The sequence below is a fragment of the Pseudomonas sp. GL_091 genome, from assembly GCF_057837725.1.
In genome coordinates this window covers 3,140,530-3,161,693 of record NZ_CM174451.1, presented here as the reverse complement: position 1 = coordinate 3,161,693, position 21,164 = coordinate 3,140,530, and the positions used below count along the sequence as shown (strand labels likewise).

General features: G+C 53.8%; 17 protein-coding genes and 1 pseudogene. 8 read left to right on the top strand and 10 right to left on the bottom strand.

The features are described 5' to 3' along the window. Window positions 1-81 precede the first annotated feature (81 nt). The 3 genes from AC3ITY_RS14450 to AC3ITY_RS14440 form a co-directional block, all read right to left on the bottom strand. A complete protein-coding gene (locus tag AC3ITY_RS14450; protein ID WP_489310103.1) occupies window positions 82-1,002 on the bottom strand; it encodes a hypothetical protein in 921 nt (306 codons plus the stop codon). Between the two features lie 134 nt (window positions 1,003-1,136). Beyond that, window positions 1,137-2,249: an S-methyl thiohydantoin desulfurase family protein gene (locus tag AC3ITY_RS14445; protein WP_489310101.1), complete on the bottom strand. Its 1,113-nt coding sequence runs from the start codon at window positions 2,247-2,249 to the stop codon at window positions 1,137-1,139. A gap of 35 nt (window positions 2,250-2,284) precedes the next feature. Then, entirely contained in the window at window positions 2,285-3,823 is a 1,539-nt protein-coding gene (locus tag AC3ITY_RS14440; RefSeq protein ID WP_489310099.1) for a hydantoinase/oxoprolinase N-terminal domain-containing protein, read from the bottom strand. A gap of 695 nt (window positions 3,824-4,518) precedes the next feature. Between AC3ITY_RS14440 and AC3ITY_RS14435 the strand changes: the two genes are divergently transcribed. From AC3ITY_RS14435 to tnpC, 3 genes and pseudogenes are all read left to right on the top strand, one after another. Further along, window positions 4,519-5,823: a cytosine permease gene (locus AC3ITY_RS14435; protein ID WP_489310097.1), complete on the top strand. Its 1,305-nt coding sequence runs from the start codon at window positions 4,519-4,521 to the stop codon at window positions 5,821-5,823. A gap of 72 nt (window positions 5,824-5,895) precedes the next feature. Further along, window positions 5,896-6,519, top strand: a complete 624-nt coding sequence (locus AC3ITY_RS14430; RefSeq protein ID WP_489310094.1) for a YitT family protein — start codon at window positions 5,896-5,898, stop codon at window positions 6,517-6,519. Between the two features lie 69 nt (window positions 6,520-6,588). Further along, a pseudogene (gene tnpC, locus AC3ITY_RS14425) lies at window positions 6,589-8,092 on the top strand (IS66 family transposase). A gap of 13 nt (window positions 8,093-8,105) precedes the next feature. Here tnpC and AC3ITY_RS14420 read toward each other — a convergent pair. Continuing rightward, complete coding sequence (locus tag AC3ITY_RS14420) at window positions 8,106-8,408, bottom strand: putative quinol monooxygenase (RefSeq protein ID WP_489310092.1); 303 nt, start codon at window positions 8,406-8,408, stop codon at window positions 8,106-8,108. 1,358 nt (window positions 8,409-9,766) lie between these two features. Here AC3ITY_RS14420 and AC3ITY_RS14415 point away from each other — a divergent pair. The 5 genes from AC3ITY_RS14415 (at window position 9,767) to AC3ITY_RS14395 (ending at window position 15,165) form a co-directional block, all read left to right on the top strand. Next, entirely contained in the window at window positions 9,767-10,579 is an 813-nt protein-coding gene (locus AC3ITY_RS14415; RefSeq protein ID WP_489310090.1) for a hypothetical protein, read from the top strand. Between the two features lie 433 nt (window positions 10,580-11,012). Beyond that, window positions 11,013-11,645, top strand: coding sequence for a DUF2272 domain-containing protein (locus AC3ITY_RS14410; protein WP_489310088.1), 633 nt, complete (start codon window positions 11,013-11,015; stop codon window positions 11,643-11,645). Window positions 11,646-11,935: 290 nt separating this feature from the next. Next, the gene (locus AC3ITY_RS14405; protein ID WP_489310086.1) at window positions 11,936-13,252 is read left to right on the top strand and encodes an alkaline phosphatase D family protein; all 1,317 of its coding nucleotides are present in this window, start codon (window positions 11,936-11,938) and stop codon (window positions 13,250-13,252) included. Between the two features lie 90 nt (window positions 13,253-13,342). Continuing rightward, a complete protein-coding gene (locus tag AC3ITY_RS14400; RefSeq protein WP_489310084.1) occupies window positions 13,343-14,749 on the top strand; it encodes a hypothetical protein in 1,407 nt (468 codons plus the stop codon). A gap of 47 nt (window positions 14,750-14,796) precedes the next feature. Beyond that, window positions 14,797-15,165 carry a hypothetical protein gene (locus AC3ITY_RS14395; RefSeq protein ID WP_489310082.1) on the top strand — a complete coding sequence of 123 codons (369 nt, stop codon included), beginning with the start codon at window positions 14,797-14,799 and terminating at the stop codon, window positions 15,163-15,165. Window positions 15,166-15,397: 232 nt separating this feature from the next. Here the strand turns inward: AC3ITY_RS14395 and AC3ITY_RS14390 are convergent, their stop codons facing one another. From AC3ITY_RS14390 to AC3ITY_RS14365, 6 genes are all read right to left on the bottom strand, one after another. Continuing rightward, window positions 15,398-17,971, bottom strand: coding sequence for a caspase family protein (locus AC3ITY_RS14390; protein WP_489310080.1), 2,574 nt, complete (start codon window positions 17,969-17,971; stop codon window positions 15,398-15,400). Window positions 17,972-17,976: 5 nt separating this feature from the next. Then, the gene (locus tag AC3ITY_RS14385) at window positions 17,977-18,300 is read right to left on the bottom strand and encodes a hypothetical protein (RefSeq protein ID WP_489310078.1); all 324 of its coding nucleotides are present in this window, start codon (window positions 18,298-18,300) and stop codon (window positions 17,977-17,979) included. 68 nt (window positions 18,301-18,368) lie between these two features. Next, complete coding sequence (locus AC3ITY_RS14380) at window positions 18,369-18,881, bottom strand: M15 family metallopeptidase domain-containing protein (protein WP_489310076.1); 513 nt, start codon at window positions 18,879-18,881, stop codon at window positions 18,369-18,371. 131 nt (window positions 18,882-19,012) lie between these two features. After that, window positions 19,013-19,339, bottom strand: coding sequence for a hypothetical protein (locus AC3ITY_RS14375; RefSeq protein WP_489310074.1), 327 nt, complete (start codon window positions 19,337-19,339; stop codon window positions 19,013-19,015). A gap of 15 nt (window positions 19,340-19,354) precedes the next feature. Beyond that, entirely contained in the window at window positions 19,355-19,678 is a 324-nt protein-coding gene (locus AC3ITY_RS14370; RefSeq protein ID WP_489310072.1) for a hypothetical protein, read from the bottom strand. 379 nt (window positions 19,679-20,057) lie between these two features. Continuing rightward, complete coding sequence (locus tag AC3ITY_RS14365; RefSeq protein WP_489310070.1) at window positions 20,058-21,149, bottom strand: DUF3616 domain-containing protein; 1,092 nt, start codon at window positions 21,147-21,149, stop codon at window positions 20,058-20,060. Window positions 21,150-21,164: the final 15 nt, after the last annotated feature.

Sequence of the window (21,164 nt, the reverse complement as noted above, 5' to 3'; positions counted from 1 at the left end):
TTTGACGCCACCTTCCATGGCGGCAAAGCCAGCCCCGATTGACACGCTCAGGCCTGCCCGATTTTTTACGCCTCGGCGGCCTCAGAAGGACTTTACCAACAAGAAATTCAAAGAAGTGGTACGCGGTACGCCTTGATGGTGGTAATCGAAATCAAGCGTTCCTGCCAAGTAGAAATTATCCTTGGCGAATCCTAGGTAAGTGAAGGTCGGTCCAATCATCCCCTCCGAGGCGCGAGCATAATCCGAATCGCCAATGTTGTAGATATTGTAAGCATGGTGCAGCCCGACAATCAGGTCGTCCTTGACCTGATAACCCGCGGCGACATCCGCCAGGCTGACACTCAATGCGCCACGCATTTTCACGCTTTGCCCATCCTCCAGATCGGTCGAGTTACGGTTTTTAAACAGATACACCAGCGACACCGGCGCAAAGGTCGCGTGCCAGCGGCCATAAGCAACGTAGTTATTGACCGTGGTAGCAATCGACCATTGGTTACCACCCGCGCCAAACCCCGTGGTCTTGTCACTGCCATTCGGACCGTTGAACATCAGCTCGGGACTGACCCACCAGCTCCTGTACTCATCGCTGCCAAACGCTGCGCTACCTGGCTGGACGACCTGATAGTAATACTCGAACCCCAGTTCCGGCATCGTGACACCCCAGCTCGAATCCCTGGAGCCTTCGGGTGTGTCCTGGTACCCACCATAAAATCCCAGCCATGCCTCGAATTGGTCACGGGTGGTGCCGGTGAACCCCGTCTCGCTGTAGTAGGCCAGTTCCGAAAACATTTTCCCCGTATTGGTGTCAGGTTGTGAATGGGAAACCGAAGGCATCAGCAAGACACCGAAGGTGCCAGGTACACCCGGTTGAGCGAGGCCAATAAAGTTGCCCGCGCTGGACGTCGTCGCCCAGAGCAATGCGATGACAAAGACGGCAAACGAGCAAGCCACAGACTGGATAAACACTCCAGGGCGAGCGACGGCCAAACGTGAATTTTTCATATCAATGTCCCATTAATTATTGTGGGTAGCTTGTAGGGGCAGAAATTGAGCAAAAGCCTGGAGAACCCCTTCTTTCGAAGGGGCGAAAAGATCGTTCTTGTTTTGGGTTGCCGTGGGGAACCGACGTCGGCCAATCAGACCGTTAGGGTCGATCGATTCCTTGTATGTCCAGCAGCCAGTTCTTCGAGCGATATGTAATTGCTGTCAAAACCAAAGTGGCGCGGCCCGGCGAGTTCCAGGCCTGCCGGTGTACGCCAGGCTGTGTGGCTGGGCAGGCCCATGAGGGTGACACGCAGCCCGTATCGCATGGCCTCACTGGTGATCGGCTCGCCGGACTGGGAGTCCAGGCAACAGATAAGGTCGGGGGTCATCGCGATCACCTGGTCGTCGACACTCGCGTAGAGAAATTCGTTCTGCAGATCGAGCCTTGCTGTGCTGTCGGCAAACGCGTCGAGGCCCTGGAGAGTGACGACACCCCGCTGCCATCCACCTTCCAGACGCCGGTCGACACCGACGACCTTGCCTTGGAACAACCTGAAACCACCCAGCGCTTCGAGCAGACTTTGGACTGCGTCAGCGCCGCTGCGGCGGGCATCGAGCACCACCTGGCCAGCCCGTTGCAAGGAGCGAATCGATCCTCGAATCACGGCTTTTTTCGCTTGTGCACCAGTCATCGGGTACAAGGCACAGGCACACGAGCCGCCCATTTCCATCAGCGTACTGCGGGTGATTCGTTCGGCGAAGCTGTTGCCTCCCGACTGAATCATCAGCACGTTGAGACGATCATCAACCACCGCCATCGGCGTCGCCGTGATGTTGTTGAGGGTACAGGTGGTCATCTGCAACTCCGGAAATGCACGCCCCATGGTGTCCCCGTCAATCAGCGGAATGCCGAGACGGCTGGCGATCGAGAACGGGATGGTCGAGTTGTATCCTCCGGCCTCCAGACACAGGGTGGCGTCAGCCTTTCTACCGAGGTGTTTTTCCAGCGCCTGCAACGCGACGATAAGGGGCTCGACGCTAGGCAGCTTTTCCGTGAGAACCACGGGCGCTCCCGCGCCGGCCACCGGGATCACCAAGGCATCGTCCGACAGCGACAACACGTCGATCAAACTGACCGGGCCGGACTCTCGCAAGATGCGTTGGGCCAGCAGCTTGCCCAGATAGGGATCGCCACCGCCACCGGTGCCATAGATGGCGCTACCCAGGGCAATCGCTTCCATTTGCTCGGCATCGATGTACGACATGTCATGTTCTCTGGAGGTTGTGCAAGGTGAGCCGTTCATAGCTGGAGGTCTCCAACCATCTTCACGCGGATGCGCGTGGCCTTTCCCGGCAAATAAGCCAAGGGGGTGTCTTCGATGTCGATGGTTTCAACCGTATCGGCCACGCCGCCTTCGTCGATGACCTTCTGCCGACAACGCGCAGTGGCATCAGCAATGGCCTCATCGCGACTGATGTCCGAAAAGCGATAGACGTGGTCGATCTCTGCGCCAATCTGGGCGATGGCCGCACCGACCGCATTGGCCACCTCAAACGAAGGCGGTCGAACAGTGGGCAAGCGATCGATGTCGCCAGAGAGCAGGACACTCCCGCCACCCACCACCAGCACCGGTATCGGCGCATCGGACACGCGCATGCGATCGACAGCGGTCGCCACCATGTCTTGCATGCGAGAAACTGCCCGGCGAACCGCCGAAGCATCCAGATGGGCAACGAGCGCTGCCTCACCGAACCTGGCGATGCCGGCGGCCACTGCAATATCACTGGCGGTCAGGACATCGCCCCCAAAGACCAGTGCTTTCTCGTAGAGTCGATAGCCGACACTGCGCGGGCCGAACGTGCAGGCATTGAGGTCGACGTGCGAGCCGCCACCCAAACCAATGCAATGCACATCAGGCATCCGGAAGTTAGTGCGCACACCGCCGACTTCGACCGCCACCCCCGACATCCTCGGGAAGCCTTTCTGCAACAACCCCACATCGGAGGTGGTGCCGCCGATATCCACGACGATCGCATCTTGGGTGCCAGACAGGAAAGCCGCGCCACGCATGGAGTTCGTAGGACCGGAGGCGACCGTCAGGATCGGAAAGTCCGCGACCCGTTCTGCCGCAATCAAGGTGCCATCGTTCTGCGTAAGAAAAAAGGGCGCGACGACCCCAGTGGTTCGCATCGCTTCGGCAAAGGAACGACTGATGCGCTTGCCCAGGTCAACCAGGGCGGCATTGAGAATGCTGGCATTCTCACGCTCGAGCAGCCCTAGATTCCCGAGAGAAGACGAAAGCGTGATGTGGGCATCCGGCAAGACCTTGCGAATGATGTCGGCCGCCTCAAGTTCCTGGTGGGGCACCAGTGGAGAAAAGACGCCAGATATGGCGATGTAATGAATGCCGGCCTTCGCACACTCCTCGGAAAACTGGACTACGGACGAGGTGTCGATGCCAGAAATTTCCCGCCCATCGAACTCATACCCTCCAGCGCTCAACCGCACCAGAGGGTTGATGGCCTCTACAAGGTCCGCCGGCCATCCCGACAACGGAGGTATATCGGAACTCGCAGGAAGCGCCAGGCGAAGTACTCCGACCCTGGACAGTTCACGCCGCTCGACGACGGCATTGGTGAAATGTGTCGTGCCGATCATGACGGCGCCAAGATCGGCGGGTGTCACCCCGGACTCACGCAACACCCGAGAAAGGGCTTCGAGTACACCACCCGTCACGTCATGAGTCGTTGCCGTTTTAGTGCCGCAGATAACTTCACGACCTCGCATCATTACGGCATCGGTATTAGTACCGCCCACGTCAATTCCTACACGATACATATAATCCTCTTTTTATATAAATGAGGCGCTGGAGCATTAAAACTCCGAAAAATCGAAACCTGACATAGAGATGAACCGCCAGGAATCAGACTCAACCACAGCACAACACAGATAGGCCTTACAGGCAGGGTTTGTTATATAAACCGTATACAGAAACCCATCTGTCACAAGCCCTTAGTAAAGTTCGCGTATCGACTGAACTCTTCCGGATTCTATGGACAGACTTCGTAAAATAGGAAGGCGCTTGATGGGGTAGCCTCATATGCATTTTGGGGGATAAGGCTCTAGTTCGGCCATCGACATGGCATCACCTTAGCGATTAGCACGATTCCAGGTACACCCCCTAGCCAATCTGCCGATAACGGGACGAGTGACCAGGGATCAAACTCCATAACCATCACCTCGTGCCCTCCCCCACATTGACGTATTCCCTCCCCCATATTAGTTGTGCATGCACTATCTATATCGCCATACGATCAGCTGCACGGTACTCGTAGCGCTATACCCAATTAATGCAACCTTTGAAATATCGCGCACTAACATCCGCCTACGGATACCCAAACAACACCCAACCCACCTGACAAGAAGTCACAACCCTATAAAAGAAACTTAGTAACACCCAGACGAGGCAAAATAATAAACACCCCAACAAAGTTGATAACAACACCTCATTTTTCTTCAGCAGGTATATGTACATGAGCCGTTTAATCAAGACCGCAAACCCTCAGAATTCGATGAAATATCGTCAGAGGAACGCCGCAGAAACACACCTCATCGGCGGTATAAGAATTGCTTTGGTCCTGCTCGGCGTAATGATCGCCCTGCCAGCGTTCATGATGGGGGCAAGCATCAGTCGAGCGCTGGGTGTAATGGGGGGGATTCAGGCCAGCCTGATCGGTGGGCTCGTTCTGGCCCTGGTCGCACTGCCGGCCGCCATCGCCGGCGCACAAAGTCGAAAAAACAGCTATCAACTGATTCAACAGGCCTTTGGTGAACGAGGAGGATTGCTCGTCAATGTCGTCGTCGTGATCGCCATACTGGGCTGGTTCGGCGTCATCGCCATGATGTTCGGTCGGGCATTCCAACCGACGCTGCCGACAACGCTGGCAACGATCCCGGTGAGTTGGCTGGCGTTTTTCGGCTGCACACTGATGACACTACTGACCATTTTCGGCTTTCGCGCACTCGACCTTCTCAGCGTGTTGGCATCACCCTTCAAGATCGTTGTATTGCTCTGGACGCTCATTGCAGCGCTGGCGAACGTCAAATGGTCAACGGTACTGGACACGCTCCCGACACACGATTTTTCCATGACCACCGGCATCTCAATGGTGGTGGGCGGCATCATGACCGGGGCCATGCTCGCGCCCGACATCTCACGTTTCGCACGAACCCCGAAACAAGCAGCCTTTGCCTGCGCACTCGCCTATGGCGTCGGCTTCCCTCTCGTGCTGATCTTGTCTGGCATACCCAGTGTTGCGACCGGCCAGATGGACATCGTGACCATCATGCTTTCCCTCGGGTTGGGCATTCCGGCAATGATTGCGGTGCTCCTGATCGCTCTGACCACCAACGCCTACAACCTGTACGCGTCCACTCTGATCCTCTCGACCCTCACGCCTCTTCGCCCGAAGTGGCAATTGGCGCTCGCAGCCGCTGGAGTCGGCACGACGGCCGGACTCATGGGCATCAGTGAGGGGTTCGTCCCTTATCTGATCCTGCTGAGCATTTCTATTCCACCCATCGCTGGTGTCTACCTGACCAACTACTATCTGGGCGCCAGACTCGCGCTAACCGGCGAAGGCACGCAATGGCGAACAGAGGCTTTCCTGGCCTGGATCGCCGGTAGTGGATTCGCCTATGCGGCCAATCACATCCACTTTGTGGTCACGTCCATTCCTCCACTTGATTCACTGCTGGTGTCGAGCCTCACTTACGTGTGCCTTCGATACCTGATGGCACGTGCCCAAGTGGCAAGACTCGAACGGCAAGACTCCTGATTTCCCGATAGCAAAGATGCCCACACTTGCGGCCAGCACCGTCGCCACACTCTCAATCGATGCGATATCCCCATGACCAAAGCCAACCACCCCCAGGAACAAACGATTAGCCACACCCATCTGGAAGACATCATTGCGATGGTCATCGGCACCACGCTCATAGCCATGGGCTTGAACCTGTACAAGGATGCCGGGTTATTGAGTGGTGGCCTCGCCGGAGTGGCCTTCATCCTTCACTATGCATTGAAGGTCCCGCTGGGACTTTCCTTCTTCCTGCTGAATATCCCTTTCTACCTCCTGGCGATAAAGCGCATGGGCATTGCGTTTACGCTGAAAACATTCAGCGCGGTCACCCTGCTTTCACTCATGACAACCCTGATCCCCATGACGGTCACTATCGGCTGGGTACACCCGGCGCACGCCAGTATCAACGGCGGGATTCTTTTGGGGATCGGTACATTGGTACTGTTTCGCCACAGGACCAGTCTTGGTGGTATTGGCATCGCCGTTCTCTACCTGCAAAACAAATTCGGCTGGCGTGCCGGAAACATCCAGATGTTGGCAGACAGCTCAATCGTGCTTTGCGCGCTTTTATTTATCGAACCCAGCCGTGTGATGTGGTCCGTACTGAGCGCCATCACACTCAATCTCATTCTTTCCATAAACCACAGAGAGGGTCGTTACCAGGGAGAATAACTGTCAGGGCGTGACGGTGACCGTGATATCGACCTGCGCAGAGTATTGCCTATCGATTTGGCGGCGCAGTTGATACAGCGTGTCGAGACACTCGACCAGCAAGTCGAGACGATGGGCAAGACGGTCGACACCATGGGCAGAAAGATCCACCGCGATCAAACCATCATCGAGCAGCTGACCCACGAGATCGCCATCCTCAAGCGGCACAGGTTTGCCAAGCGCAGCGAGCAGATCAGCCCTGAGCAAGGCAACTTGCTCGACGACCTGCTCAATACAGATCTTGAGGCTATCGACGCCGAGTTGAAGGCCCTCCGACCAGCTCCCGCTCCAGAAGAGAAACGCCAGCAACCCAAGCGCGAGCCGCTGCCACCGCAGTTTCCACGCACCGTAATTCATCACGAACCGGAAAACACCCAGTGCGTCTGCGGCTGCCAACTTCAGCGCATCGGCGAGGACGTCAGCGAGAAGCTGGATTACACGCCGGGCGTGTTCACCGTTGAACAGCATGTGCGTGGAAAGTAGTCCTGCCGGCAGTGCGAAACGCTGATCCAGGCACCGGTACCGTCCCAGGTGATCGACAAGAGAATTCCAACCGCAGGCCTGTTGGCTCATGTGATGGTGGCGAAGTTCGCCGACCACTTGCCGCTGTACCGGCAGGAGAAAATCTTTGGCCGAGCCGGCTTGGCCATCGCGCGTTCAACTCTCGCGCAATGGGTTGGGCAGACCGGTGTACAGCTTCAGCCATTGGTTGATGCCTTGCGAGAAGCCGTCCTCGCCCAGCAAGTTGTCCACGCCGACGAAACTCCGGTGCAGACGCTTGCGCCCGGAGAGAAGAAAACTCACCGTGCTTATGTCTAGGCTTACTGCACTACGCCGTTCTCGGCGCTTAAGGCCGTGGTCTACGATTTCAGCCCGAGCCGCGCCGGTGAGCATGCGCGCAACTTCCTCGGTTCCTGGAATGGCAAGCTGGTATGTGACGCCTTCGCTGGCTACAAAGCTGGCTTCGAGAAAGGCATGACCGAAATCGGCTGCATGGCTCACGCCCGCCGCAAGTTTTTCGATCTGCACGTGGCGAATAAAAGTCAGTTGGCAGAACAGGCGCTGCAATCGATTGGCGGCTTGTACGAAGTTGAACGCCAAGCGCGGGACATGAGTGATGAGGATCGCTGGAGGACGGCAAGAAAAAGCGGCGCCGTTAATGAAAGCACTGCACGACTGGATGTTGACCCAGCGCGATCTTGTGCCCAACGGATCAGCGACGGCCAAAGCCTTGGATTACAGCCTTAAACGCTGGGTAGCGCTGACGCGCTACCTGGAAGATGGGGCTGTACCAATCGACAACAATCCTGTCGAAAATCAGATCAGACCGTGGGCTCTTGGACGCTCGAATTGGTTGTTTGCCGGGTCGCTCCGCAGCGGTAAACGGGCGGCGGCGATCATGAGTTTGATCCAGCCGGCGCGCATGAATGGGCACGATCCATATGCCTATCTCAAAGATGCGCTGACGCGGTTGCCAACGCAGTGGGCAAGTGAAATTGACCAGTTGCTGCCACATAGGTGGCAGCATTCATGAAGAGACCACGAGCCTACGCCGGAATCGCTGCCTCCAAGCGCAAAACGGTTGCGGGGCCAGTCCTAAAGCTAGGACTGCGCGCGTCTGCTGCAATCATGTGACTTGTCGCATCATGAGCTTCCAGCGCTGAATCTGACGCCCACCGTTCAACCAAAACGAACCGATCTTCATCGCCGGCAACTCTGTGAAGATCGTATTGCAAACACCCTTCTTCATTTTTCACAAGCGGAGCTAACTTTTCAAAGGCATCAATTTGCTCCTGCCCTCGTCCTGCCTGCGTTGTAATTAAAATTACTAGCCTTACTTCATTAGGCATACATGCTCCATGCTGGTGTTCAGAGGTGGGGCACACCTGACTTCAGGCGGCCGATGCGATGACCATGGCAGGGAAGCACAATTTTACTCGACACATCAAGCTTGAGCGGCCGTTCACCTGGCAAGGTGACTTCGCCGGACGCTTACGAACAACGAAGCTTTAGAATCGACCCTTTCCGTAAATCCGAATCGGTAGATTTTATTTGTGTCCGAATGATGACCGTTTCGGTATGGAAGATTCCCGCCCCCCCCCAGCCGACCAGCTTGCCCAGGATCAAGCTGGATCAAATTGTGGCGCTCGGCGATCTCTCGCCACAATTCGACTTTTTCGTTCATGTGGCGTGCAAGCGCCAACGAAATCGGCGACGCTGTTTCCATCCCTAAATGTTTGGCCGTGTCTTGCCACATACGCCCCCAAAGGCAAATGTCGCCGCCGGCCACATTGAAAGCCTCGCCACGGACTCGCTGAGCGCAGCCCAAACACTGGCCCATGCCCGCAACCCGGCGCCCGTGAATTGCAGTAGCTGGCCGTAGGCCTTATCGGTGCAGGGGAATCGCATCGGGATATTTAGCGCACGGGACAGCTCGGCGAAGACAGCGATGACCAACGCAATATTCATCGGGTTGCCGTAGATATCCCGGACCACGAGATCAGGATGCAACGCCACATAATCCCAACCGCTATGCTCGCCACGCTTTCTGAGTTGGGCTTCCTGAGCGACGTACAGGTTCGGTGGCGTATGCCCCGCATCGCTCTCCAGTGGAGGCGTGCGAACCTTGGCCCCAAAGGAGGGAGCAGTAAATTTTGAAGCTCTAATAGATGACCACGCGCCGCAACGCAGAATTGGCTTGCTCGAGTCCGTCGAGCACGTTGGCCAACATGGCGGCGTTGCGACTGGCTTCCACCACCAGATTCTCTCCGACTGCCTGATGAGCTATCAACCAGGTCCATCTCCCCCTCCATCACCAAACTTCCTGGGTGGGCATTGGCACACCGAAATCTTGCGTCCATCTCCTTCCCTAGAGGTGAGGATTCCACCAAAAGCCAACCGTTCTGTAGGGGTAAAAACGACAAAAAATAAAAAGGGGTCGCAAGACAAAATCTCGCAACCCCTTGAATTATATGGTCGTGACGGAGTGATTCGAACACTCGACCCCTAGCACCCCATGCTTAAACGTACTATTGGTCTAATCGTGTTCACCCTGCTAGCCGGCTGTCAGACCGCACAGAAAAAGGAATATCTGGCAGCTTGCCAGCGCGCAGAGGTCCCATTTTCATGTGAGATCGATATGAATCGGCCCTGCTGTGGGCCGATAAGCCTTAAGGTGGAAACTTGCTCTCGATTCATCGAAAAGGCGATGACTGCAGAGGAAATTCAGCAAGCCCGGGCTAAGGGATTCGACAACACCCGGTATCAGAACCCCGGGGCCCCGAAGATCTTGCTGGGCATGAAAGATCTGACCACTACCCAGGTTCCTGTCTACCTTGATTCCACCAGCTTGGAATCCTACGTGCGCTCACTGGACCTGGCAAAGATCCTGCTCGCTTCCAAGACGGCAAAATATACTGCAGCGGCGCAGTCATACCTGGAACAGTCGGCTGCGGGCAAGACGGGTGACGTGAAGGCCATGGAAGCTGCAATTTCCGATATCCAGAAGCTGAAAGTTCCTCTTGAACAGGCCGCGGCGGCCGGCGCCCCAATCTCCCGGTTCTACGCTGCCCTGCCTCCATTCTATTACCGAATTGAGGTGAACAAGCTCAGCAACCAGTTGGAGTATCGGAACGAAGTTCTGATCTACGGTGGCCAGCGCGCCATTAGCCGTCAGCAAGCATCGTTTCCCTACCCTTCGACAATCTTGGCGGATGTAGCCGTCGCTCAGTTCGGCACCATGGCCGACGAGGTGGACAAGGCCTGGCCTTCAAAGCTCACACAGGATATGGCCCGTGGTAAGACTTTGGCTGCAGCCTATGTGCGGCAGAAGGCCAGAATAGCAGCAGCACAACAACGAGAGCGGCAGTACCACCAGATGTACCAGGCAGCGCCGGAACCTCGGAAGTCAAATGGGTACAGCGATGGAGATTGCTCGTGCAGCGGGAGGAATGTTTGCTACGGGCCGCGAGACGGCCGCTATTGCATAACTTCAGGCGGGAACAAGCGTTACGGCATCTGATCTCTACCGCCAAGTGAGTCTTGAAGATCATGGCCTGCAGCAGTTCACAGACAACCGAGATGATCAGGGCGGCTAATAGCGCGCCCTCGATTCGCTTGAAAAAGGCTGGGATGAACGTAGGTTCCGCTCATCGAGCGAACGCAGGATGTTTAGTATCGCTGACAGCAAATGGTCATGTGGTAATGAAAGATGCAGAACCCCATACTTGCTTAAGAGAACAACTGAAACGGCGGGGTTTGAGCTCCGTGTCATTCCCAATGATGTCGCCGGATTTTCGAGTTCAATCGTGGTTTTGCCATCCCGACGCAATGATCATTTTGCGGAGGGGGGTAGGCGCCTCGCTGCTTTATCTGAATTTTGCACTACCGTTGTACCTACTGAACAGCGCAGTAAGCCGCCTGACTAATCCTTCGCTCAATTAGAGGGCAATGCCATGTCTGTCACCGTCCAATCTATTGTTGCTGCTGCGCTCAAGGAGTGGGATCACTGGGGAAACTCAACGTGGAGTGTCTCCCAAGGCCAAAAGGAAATTGGCCACACGGATGATGAATACGATTTTGCTCAGTATGTAATTGACACCTATTGCTCCATTGGTGGCGGCAATCCGACCCATTGGGCTATCCAGAATGACGACTACTTTTGGTCGGCAGTCGGGATGAGCGCTTTCATGTCGATGGGAGGGTTTAAGAAGGGCCAGTTTCCCTTCTCCCAAAGCCACTCCACCTTCATTCGAAGGTTCGTCGCCGCACGTAAAGAAAATGACAGCGCCTCTCCATTTTGGGGCTACCGCGTTGGAGAGATAGGCTTCTCCCCCGAAGTGGGTGATTTGGTCGCCTATGCTAGGGGCGACGGAATAACGGCAAATAAAGCTGCAACCTACTACGACAGAACGTCTTCCTACTCGAGCCATTCAGACCTAGTGGTTGCCAAGCGGGACGGTGAGATAGACGTCATTGGGGCTAATGTCCTTGACTCGGTGACAATGAAGACGCTGTCACTGGATGAAAATGGCCACATAGTAGATCCGCATCACTACTGGTTTGCCGTGGTCAAGCATCGTTTCTAGAAAATCGGGTATATGAACACCGCACACGCGTCGAACTAGACGTGCAGGATGCTCGCTGCCAACGTTACATGCCGCCATCGGCCAACAGCGGACATTAATTAGGACGCTTCGTTGAAGACTGGCACAAACCATTTGGGAATCTACAATCCACTCACGCGCGCCTTTGACAATGTAACGAAGCCATTTGCTCACCAGAACAAGCTGTTCGATTCGTAACATCCTCAGCGCCTATCAGCCAAATCGGTAACGACTTGGCAAGCCTAGGAACCGCTTACAAAAGGAAAAATCGAATGCCAAGACTTATTCTGGGACACACAACGGACACTTCCGCCAAGGTCTGGGTCAGAGCGTCATCCCGTTGGCCAGTGGCTTTCGTTCAGTTAATCAATCCTGCCAACAACAAGAAATTGGCTGAATTCTCTATATCCACCCAAGAGTCCGAGTTCTTTACCGCTGTTCATGAGTTCACCGCATTGGCTGCCGACACTGATTACAAGATCAAGGTAGCCTTTGGAAAAACACTCAAAGACCCGGTTGATGCACGTGTGAGGGAAGCCTATGCCGAAGGCCGATTCAAAACGTTCCCGAAAACCAACAAGCAGCCTTTCACCTTTTTGCTCGGTTCCTGCAACCTGCACTCACTCGGCATCCTGGAGCGGCCAGACCAATCTTGGATAACTATCTCCAGAGTCGCGGCAAAAACCCAGGCGCGCTTCATGATCCATGCCGGCGACCAGATATATGCCGATATTCCGCTCAAACCTGAGGCCAGTCTGGAACATTATCGGGACAAGTATTTGGACGCCTGGGATGACTGCATCCCGGCCAAAAAAGCACTGACCGAGTTGCCCCATTACATGATCCTGGATGACCACGAGATCATTAATAATTACGAAAATGGTCGCGGGGGACTCGGGAGTACCTTGCCACGCATAGCACTCAAAGCTTATTGGGAATTCCAACACTCGCACAACCCGGTCACACTGGGCACCCCCGACCAGTACTACTACGCCTTCAGCTATGGCGACGTTCAGTTCTTCGTGCTGGATACGCGCACTTCACGCATATCCGGACTTAAGCAGATGATCGACGACAAGCAACTTCAAAGCCTGCTCGCCTGGATGAGTCAGCACAAGAACAACACCAAGTTCATCGTTACCAGCGTTCCCTTCGTTGGAGCAGTGAAGAACCCGGAGCAGGACAAATGGTGTGACCCAGCCTTCATGGTTCAACGAGAAAAGATCCTGGAACACATTCTGAAGAAAGGCATTAGCGATGTTGTATTCCTGACCGGCGACATGCACACCTCGTACTGCGCCGACATGGAAATATCTGATAGCTCAGGAAACAAGACCGTTATCCACGAACTCATGTCCAGCCCTATCAACCAATTCACACCCAGTCTTCCTCTGGAGTTCTACTACGAGTCGCCCAAGACAGAGACTAGTGATGGACTTCAATACAAGTCCACGATCAGGAAAAACACTTTCTATGGCGCACACTCGAACGTCATGAGCATCACTGTCGCCAGCGGCCAGCCGATCGAATTCAGCATCTTCAGAACGACGGAGGATTCGATCAAACCTGCGCTCAAAGGGAAGATCTGAGCCCGGTTCAACGATGGCTCAATGTTGTGTAGCGTCCAGGCATTCCCCGTGAGGGGATGTGCCTCATCTCCCCATCCGAGGGCTGGCACCATGACGATATTCAGGCTCAATCCAAAACTTATGGCGATCGGCGACTCGCTGCCCCAAGGCTGCAGAAGCCTGACCGTGAAGGCAGAGTACTGTGCGCAATCCTGGCCGGCCAGAATCGCTGCCGAACAAGGCTGGAGCTTCGTATCCCCCGATCACCCACGACCGGTGTTGTTCGACCTTGAGGAAGAGCTCAGGCGCCTGGATCCCGTGCTGCTATCCCCCAAGACGCTGGCTCTGGCAGCCGGCCTGCCTGCGCGACTGACAAACAACCTCAAGCAGTGGCGCACGCAAGCGCCGCAATCAAGGAGCCAGTCCTTCGATAACCTTGCCATCGCCGGAAGCGAGGTTCACGACTTGTATAGTCGCACCGCCAGTCTCTATGAAAGCGACATCAGCGAGCGCGCCCGAGGCAATATTCTGGAGCACCTCGACAACATTCCCGATCTGCACGTCGCCATCAACGGCAAGTACGTTCTGAACCCGCAAAACCACCCCAATTTCAATGATTTTTCCCCGTTGGATTGGGTCGAGGCCCGGCAGCCGGAAATCCTCCTGATTCAATCAGGGCACAATCACGGACTGTTCGAGTTCGGCTTCCAAGGGAAACCCGGACTTGGCATTACTCAAGGACAGGACCGAGAAGGCCGCGATTACTTTGAACAATGGGAAGTGGTGGCGCAGCGCATCGCGAAGTTGCCCGCAGGGACACGCCAAATTGTGGTCATGCTACTGCCGAAGGTCAGTGGAGTCGCGGCCCTGCTGCCGACGTCCAACGACCGCCAAGAGGGCTATGCCGAGGCTTATTTTCCCCGGTTGCTGCCCGGCGCAGCCAGGCTTGCCGGCACTCTCGTAGCCAGCGTCGACCGGAAGGTGGCGGAGGTGAACCAGCGCATCCATCAGACCTTCCTTGAGGCTGCGGCCGCTACCCACACCGAAGACCGACTGCACTTCATCAACAGCTACAAACAGCTGGACGAGATCGACTACAAGAATTACCTGGATCCGCACCTGCGCATACGGGCGAACTCCGAGCAATTCGTCGACAACCGTTACCTGGACGGCAAGCTGGACTTTTCTTCACCCCAGCTGACCCGCCTGAAGGCCGGCGGTTACCTGAGCGTGGACGGCATGCACCCAAGCGGTTTCGGTTATGCCGATATTGCTTCCAAGGTGATGACCGAGCTCAACTTACCCCATGACCGCCAGCGCCTTTTAGCGAGAGCGTTCCAGGAAGACGGACTGCTCTGCAACTACCCTTTGGAGCTGGATGCAGTAACCCGCTACATCGACATGCTCAGGTCGTTCAGTCTGGCCAACTGGTTCGTCCCCGAAGCTACTCCCACACTTCGTGACGATACCCATTTGATCCAGACCCTCGACCTGTTCTCGAGGCCATTCTTCAGATGAGCCGACGCCGGGAGCGCCAATAACAGCGACATCGGAGAACCCCAAGCATGCGCAGGCCCCTATTACTTGTTCTGCTGATGCTCACGGCTTGCACCCATGCTCCCGAACGCATGGGGTTACCGGTGTCGGATCTGCACGACTTGACAGAGCCGAAAATCGAGTTCCTCGGTGTTGGCGGTTGGCTGTTGTACTGGAAAGGAGAAGGCCTGCTGTTGGCACCGTCCTTCAGTAACCCGGCGACCTTGGGTATCGTGGGGCTTCCTCCACTAACGGTAGAATCCGATTCGGAGAGAATCGACCGGCATATGCCTGACGCAAAGAAAGTGACCATGCTGCTGGTCGGCCATGCTCATTATGATCACTTGCTGGACGTTGCCCATGGGGTGAGTGTTCAGGCGCCAAATGCGGTGGTCTAACCGCCCGTGAATCGGTCCATGCAGCGCCTCCTCTAAAATCAAGCGGTCGGAACGTTTACAACAAACCCCATCGGGCGTCCATGAAAGATGCGCCAGCCTTCTCGGCGGTAGGCCTTCGTCACGGGCACGCAGGACGGTGGCAGTAGCGAGGCTGCCTCCCGCCGACCACGGAGCGATCCGCACCCTGAGCGGGAGGTGGTCACTACCAGGATGCAAACCCGCCCTTCCATCGTTAATAGTGTTCGATAGACCCGAGTAGCTCAGCCAGTGCAATCTTTTGTTCAGGCTCAACTTCCATATGCCATTGTTTTAAAAGCTTATGCAGTTGATCGATAAAAACCTTATCGGGCAAATTAGAGAACTGATAAGCCGCTACCTCGATCTCCAATGACCGTCTCACGGAGTCATTCTGAACAGCTAATAGTCGATCAACCAGCGTACTACAAATATCACGCGAACGACCGTACCATTGGTGAGCTAAACCGATGACTATCTCACCCCGATCTTTCAAATCGTGTCGCCTTGATGCCAAACTTGCCAAGCGTTCGGGGATGTCATTGTCCAAAAGGTTTACCTGTGCCGCCCTTGCAAGCGCTACTGTTGCCGCGTCCCCATTTACAGAAATTATGGTTGCTCCGCGGTAGTCCGTGGCTACAGAAGGAAACCTGGATACCGCTGAAAGACGGGAGACAAGCATATTGATAATTGAAGCAGGAAGCATTTCATTCTTCGCAAGGAAGCCTAGCGCCTCATGGATATTTTCATCGTATTCGGACTCTGGAGAAACAACTTCGAGCCATTCACGAAGCCGCTTTTTATGAGCAGTATCAAGGTACTTATAATTTCTCGATAAAATTTTTGCCGCCACATCGCCCTCATAGGTTTTTGTAGCCACAGGTAAAGTCAGTACATTAAATAGCGAATCAATAGTATCGGGATCCAGTTCCTGAAACGACGCAATCGATGTTAGGAGTTCCACTGCCGCCATAGAGTCTGAAACAATTTGTCCGTTTTTTTCGGCTACCTGCCGCGCAGTCATTATCGTTGAGAGGCTAAGCTTTCGTCTCTTGGATATTTCACCGAGACTTAAAATTGCGTTCTTTTGATCGGTACTCAGGAGATCCCCTTGGGTCGACCTGTCGTAACCTTTCAAAATGGACAGTAATTCCACCTCAGCTTTAACACTATCGGCTTCATCGCCCAAAACACCCTTTACCAGGCTGGCATGCAAAGAACACCAGGTTCCTTGCATTTCATGCAGGTGCGGTCCCAAATCATCAAAAACTTTGGACTTATTCGAAGCTTTAGAGAGTCGTTCGACAACTGCGACAAAACTATGAAACTCAGCGATTCGCTTGTCCCAATCATCTTCGTAATAGCTTCTGTAAGCAGCCACCTTAATTAACTGTTTTAACATGGCTGCTTGTGCGTAAGAAGAGTCAGAGGCAGTTTGCGCAATCCAGTCCATATCCCTGGCAAATACTGCCGAACCGGGAAGCATTAATTCAAAATTCATTATATGGTCAATACTGCTCTGACAGGGCGTTTCCTGAATCAACTTAACCGGATACGCCTGAGCGCCCAACTCGGAGATTGACCTTTGCAAAACAAGCGAAAGAAAACGTACGGCACGTGTAGGGGGCTCATCTTTGTCTGGATCTAAAACAGGCAGATCTCCATTCGTTAAAGCGCGAAGCTCGACCACTTTATGTGATACCAAACTCGGGAGCAACTTCGCTAACCAAGGCTTAAGTCCAGAAGAGTCACGGTGTGTTGCCACCCCCCACAATGATCCAGTTGAAAGTGCTGAGAGAAAATCATTATCGCGGGGATTCAAATCAAACACCATCAAGTTCGTATCGACGGTTCGAGTAAGATGCACAGGAAGAAGATTATAGGTAGTTGCAAAACCAGGACGCACTAACAGTTTACCGTTACTATCAACCACAAAATGATAGATCAGCAAATCGAAACATATCAAGCTTATGACAGCGACACAAACCGCTGCAATGACGACGCGTCTGACACCGGCCCTTATCGTTTCAGCTATCGTCAACGGACGCCCAAGAGAACGACCGGAAATAACAGGCAGCAGGATAGTATTGGCTAAAAATCCGTTAGTAACGATGGTCTGTTCTGCTCCCCGTTTTAACGCTGACGCTGCCATAGGAACTTGCTGGCGAAGATAAGGAATGAGTTTCCCCTCGACATCCACCAGCCCCTGCCCATCAGAAAGTTCAGTGCCAGAAGAAAGCCCCCTGAGCAATACATCTGAGAAAATCGAACGCTGTAGGCTTTCAACCTCCCATGCTTTTTGATTGTATCGAGCGGACGCGATTAACAACCCGCCCTGTCGAGGTGTACCGACATTGAAAAAATGGCAGCCTGAAGAAATAGCTTCGGCGTGGCAGCAATCAATAAACACCAACACGTAGTTGGCTTTAATTTGCCGCAGTAGAGAATCTAGCGCCTTAGAATTTAAACTAGGCTTACCCGGCACCGCATCCCATAGACAAAACCAGCCGTCACCACCTTCGTTAATCTCGCCATGCCCACTCAGGTATAGAAAAAATACATCAAAAGTCCTCGAAAGGCCTTGCAGTTCATTAACTGAGTTTGCAATCGCTTCCAGAGTGGCCTCCTGATCCACTAGTACAACATGGTTTTCCGGATGATCAGGCCACGCTTGGCAAACATATTTATAAAATGCTTGGGCATCACTCACTGCGTAATTCAGGCGCATGATGTCTGAATACTGCATATTCAAATAATTCACAACTCCGAGAGAAACCGATGCACAGAGCATTTGAGTCACCAGTTAAGAAATGAACCCAAGGATATATTGCTGCCCCTCCCCCCAGGTATCGCAGACGTTGTAGTTGTCAGTTTCTGTATGAGCAACGGCGTGGACAGACCAATATGAAAGGTCATTATCGCCTCTGCCTGAGAACCGAAATATAACAACGCCATCCCGCCGCCTGACAAAATCATGACCAGCGTCACAATCCAGTAGAAAGGTCGACTGGCATAAGCGGGAAGTTTCGCCGCCTGGCGAATGTTGTACCAATGCAACATCTCCAGAGTTGCGCCACCCGCCAGCCCAACAGCAAAGACTTCCATAGAAGTAGAAAGCATTTCCCTGCCCCTCATTACGATGTGTACATTAAGTTGCTTTCAAAGCAACAATTCAAATCCCCCCTATATTACATCGGCCGCTTCCCAGCTTTCGCCTCGGAAACTGAAATTCCGCTCGGCTGGACATGAGTAGGATCCCAACCAACTTTGATGTTGGCATCCCACTTTTCATCATGAATTGCTTGATCAATGGCTTTGACGAACTTTACGGGCACACCCCAGCGAATACCTGTTTCCAGCCCCACCTTTTTTGCAGCAGCGGCCAGTTGCAGTAGATACCGCCTCCCTGGGTCCAGCGGAGAATCGTCGTCAAGGAGATCCACAGCCAATGACTCCGGTGTTCCGTCCTTTGCAGTAACGTTGTGAAATCCGAACAGCAATTTAGAGTGGCCATCATCAAAGACCTTTTTTTGATCGGCAGGAGACCTCCAGGCATCTTGGATTCGAGGGCGAAGGTGTTTCTCCTCAAGAAGATTAATCAAATTTTCTAACCGAGCGCGAAACGATGGATATAACTGAATCAGTCGTTCGGTGTTACGTTTTTTTCGATCTGACTCGTTCATCATGCCGTCCTTTTCCACGAAGGAATTCTCAAGAAATGGATGCGTTACTCAACTAAAAAATATCTGCTGATGATCGTTGCTTCACTATAGGTGAAGCTAATACTCGCTCCTGGCCAACTAAAAAACTTCGAATACCTGAGGCAACCCTCCTACAGAAATACAGCAATCGCTGTGTTCACCAGAATCGTTACCACTCCCGTTATAAACAAATCCCACCGGGCTTGCGCCAGACCGGCCTGTTTAAGCGCATGGAGCCTACCAAGACTTCTTTCACCTTTAATCAAGGATTTGAATTCATCGGCGTTTATTTTTTTCTCCGTTAGCAGCACGGCCCACCTTGAAATATTTTCTCTAGCCTGTTTCAAAAAGTCATTTACATCCTTTTCCGCAGCACTATTAAAATCAGAAAAATTGTCCTTTGCAAATTTAACCAAAGGATCTTTTAACGCACCCAGATAATCATCAAAATTAGCCATAACAGCTCCAGAATGCTATTTTTTGTTCTTCCCACCTTCCAACCCGATTATCTGATCGAAGCTGGAAGCTATTTGCTTTTTCTTTTCATCAACAGCACTCGCATTTAGTATTTTTTTGCGTTTCCACAACTCCAAAGTCGAATACAAATTGCCATTATCATTGGCTACCCATTGCTTTTTATCCACGCGATAGACGTACCCTCTTATTTCATTCCACAGTCCCACTACAACCTCGTTCTTTGGAATGCCGTTGGCATACTCATAAGCTTTTTCGACTTCCAGTCTCAGTTTCTCTACTTCTTTTATATGAGTATTGTAGGGGTCAGATGCCTTATCCAAAACAGCAAGTGCTTCTGCCTTGGTAGATGTCGTCAGCTCGTAAGATTTTTGGTTATAGGGAGCTATTGTAGGTCAACCCGTCAACCCAATAAATCCAAATGCAAGAACCAGAAACTTTAGCCTGCTGTTTATTTGCATTGCTCTCTTCCCCTCTAAAGCAGATCAATCCATAAGGCCTTTGGACAATTGCGCTCAATGAGCACTTCGCGTTCGATTTCTGCCGATGAAATGTAAGTATCGAACAGCGCACACGAGGAAAGCATCAACAGCACTGGCAACACCGCAACAGGCGTTCTGTTCATAGTGACCACCCCTGATTGCATTACGTGCGAACGATGCAAGCTGGTCTACAGGCCGTGATGACGTCGAGGTGCGCGGGCTAATTCAGGATGAACAGGTCCCCTTCTACATCTGTATCGCCGTGTTTACGCCTCTTCGCCGAGGAGTCGTAAAGGATCAACAGAACCTCCCCAAGTTGCTCTCCCGATTCGAAGAGACACATGCCCTCAGCGTGATCGTTGCCTTGCCCGAAAGGCACCTCCAGCACCCTCTCCAATTGATCCGTAAAGACCACACGTTCCTCGTCGGAGGCGAAACCGCCGCGCCACCGGTAGACCGTAACCGGACCGTCCTGGTCCATGGTGGGACCCGCCAGGATCAGCAGATCGTCACCGCTAGTGCACAGGTCACGCACGCCGAGGCCGTTTAGAGCGAAGAAGTGCTTGCGGTAGCGGCGCCCATCCGGGCCGATCTTCTTGAGCACCAGCGTGTCAGTCGAGGCGTCGTTCAGCTCGGTCTCGATCTCCAGCAACACAGCCCAGCCGCGAAGGACCGGTCCACGCAGCCCCAGCAAAAGGCGCGAGCCGATCACCGCCAACCCTTCAATATCGAAGCCGTTGTCTTTACCCGGGATACGCAGGAAGTCGCGTAGCTGATGATCTTCAGCAATTGCCGCGGTCAGGTCGTTACCGACTTTGTTGCCATTTAGCTGCGCTGCCGTACGTCCATCGGCGTCCACCTTTCTGGCGAGTGCATAGCCGTCGCTCTGCTGTACCACAGGTATGCGGGCCAGCAGAAAGCGATTGCCGTCCGCCTCTACCGTCGATAGGCGATTGATATTCTTCTGTGCAGGATTGCCAGCCTCGGCCTTCTTTCGCTTCAGGCTATGGGAGCCCACCACCCAGAGGTAACCACTGTCCTGGGCATAGGCCAAGCCCTCAATATCGATCTCGGCGTCTTGATTCGGTACGGGCAGGACCAGATACTCCAAGAGCTGGAACGATTGGTGCTCATCGCACCTCACGACGTCACCGGGCGCAGGAACCTGGATTTTCAGGCGTTCCAGGCTCGTGGTTTCGTCGTTGGCCACCCAAAGTGAATCGCCAATCTGCTGAGAGACCGAAAGGCCATCGCGCAACGACGCAAACGCCGGATCAAATCTCAACATCGCTGCATTGCTTCGGTCGCTCATGAGCGCTCTCCTGTC

Bases quoted from the DNA above. Each gene is read 5' to 3' on its own strand.
- AC3ITY_RS14430 (WP_489310094.1), top strand. From the start codon at position 5,896: ATGACCAAAGCCAACCACCCCCAGGAACAAACGATTAGCCACACCCAT.
- AC3ITY_RS14410 (WP_489310088.1), top strand. From the start codon at position 11,013: ATGTCTGTCACCGTCCAATCTATTGTTGCTGCTGCGCTCAAGGAGTGG.
- AC3ITY_RS14415 (WP_489310090.1), top strand. From the start codon at position 9,767: ATGACTGCAGAGGAAATTCAGCAAGCCCGGGCTAAGGGATTCGACAAC.
- AC3ITY_RS14445 (WP_489310101.1), bottom strand. From the start codon at position 2,249: ATGTCGTACATCGATGCCGAGCAAATGGAAGCGATTGCCCTGGGTAGC.
- AC3ITY_RS14395 (WP_489310082.1), top strand. From the start codon at position 14,797: ATGCGCAGGCCCCTATTACTTGTTCTGCTGATGCTCACGGCTTGCACC.
- AC3ITY_RS14390 (WP_489310080.1), bottom strand. From the start codon at position 17,971: ATGCTCTGTGCATCGGTTTCTCTCGGAGTTGTGAATTATTTGAATATG.
- AC3ITY_RS14365 (WP_489310070.1), bottom strand. From the start codon at position 21,149: ATGAGCGACCGAAGCAATGCAGCGATGTTGAGATTTGATCCGGCGTTT.
- AC3ITY_RS14420 (WP_489310092.1), bottom strand. From the start codon at position 8,408: ATGCCTAATGAAGTAAGGCTAGTAATTTTAATTACAACGCAGGCAGGA.
- AC3ITY_RS14400 (WP_489310084.1), top strand. From the start codon at position 13,343: ATGACGATATTCAGGCTCAATCCAAAACTTATGGCGATCGGCGACTCG.
- AC3ITY_RS14405 (WP_489310086.1), top strand. From the start codon at position 11,936: ATGCCAAGACTTATTCTGGGACACACAACGGACACTTCCGCCAAGGTC.
- AC3ITY_RS14440 (WP_489310099.1), bottom strand. From the start codon at position 3,823: ATGTATCGTGTAGGAATTGACGTGGGCGGTACTAATACCGATGCCGTA.
- AC3ITY_RS14375 (WP_489310074.1), bottom strand. From the start codon at position 19,339: ATGGCTAATTTTGATGATTATCTGGGTGCGTTAAAAGATCCTTTGGTT.
- AC3ITY_RS14435 (WP_489310097.1), top strand. From the start codon at position 4,519: ATGAGCCGTTTAATCAAGACCGCAAACCCTCAGAATTCGATGAAATAT.
- AC3ITY_RS14450 (WP_489310103.1), bottom strand. From the start codon at position 1,002: ATGAAAAATTCACGTTTGGCCGTCGCTCGCCCTGGAGTGTTTATCCAG.
- AC3ITY_RS14385 (WP_489310078.1), bottom strand. From the start codon at position 18,300: ATGCTTTCTACTTCTATGGAAGTCTTTGCTGTTGGGCTGGCGGGTGGC.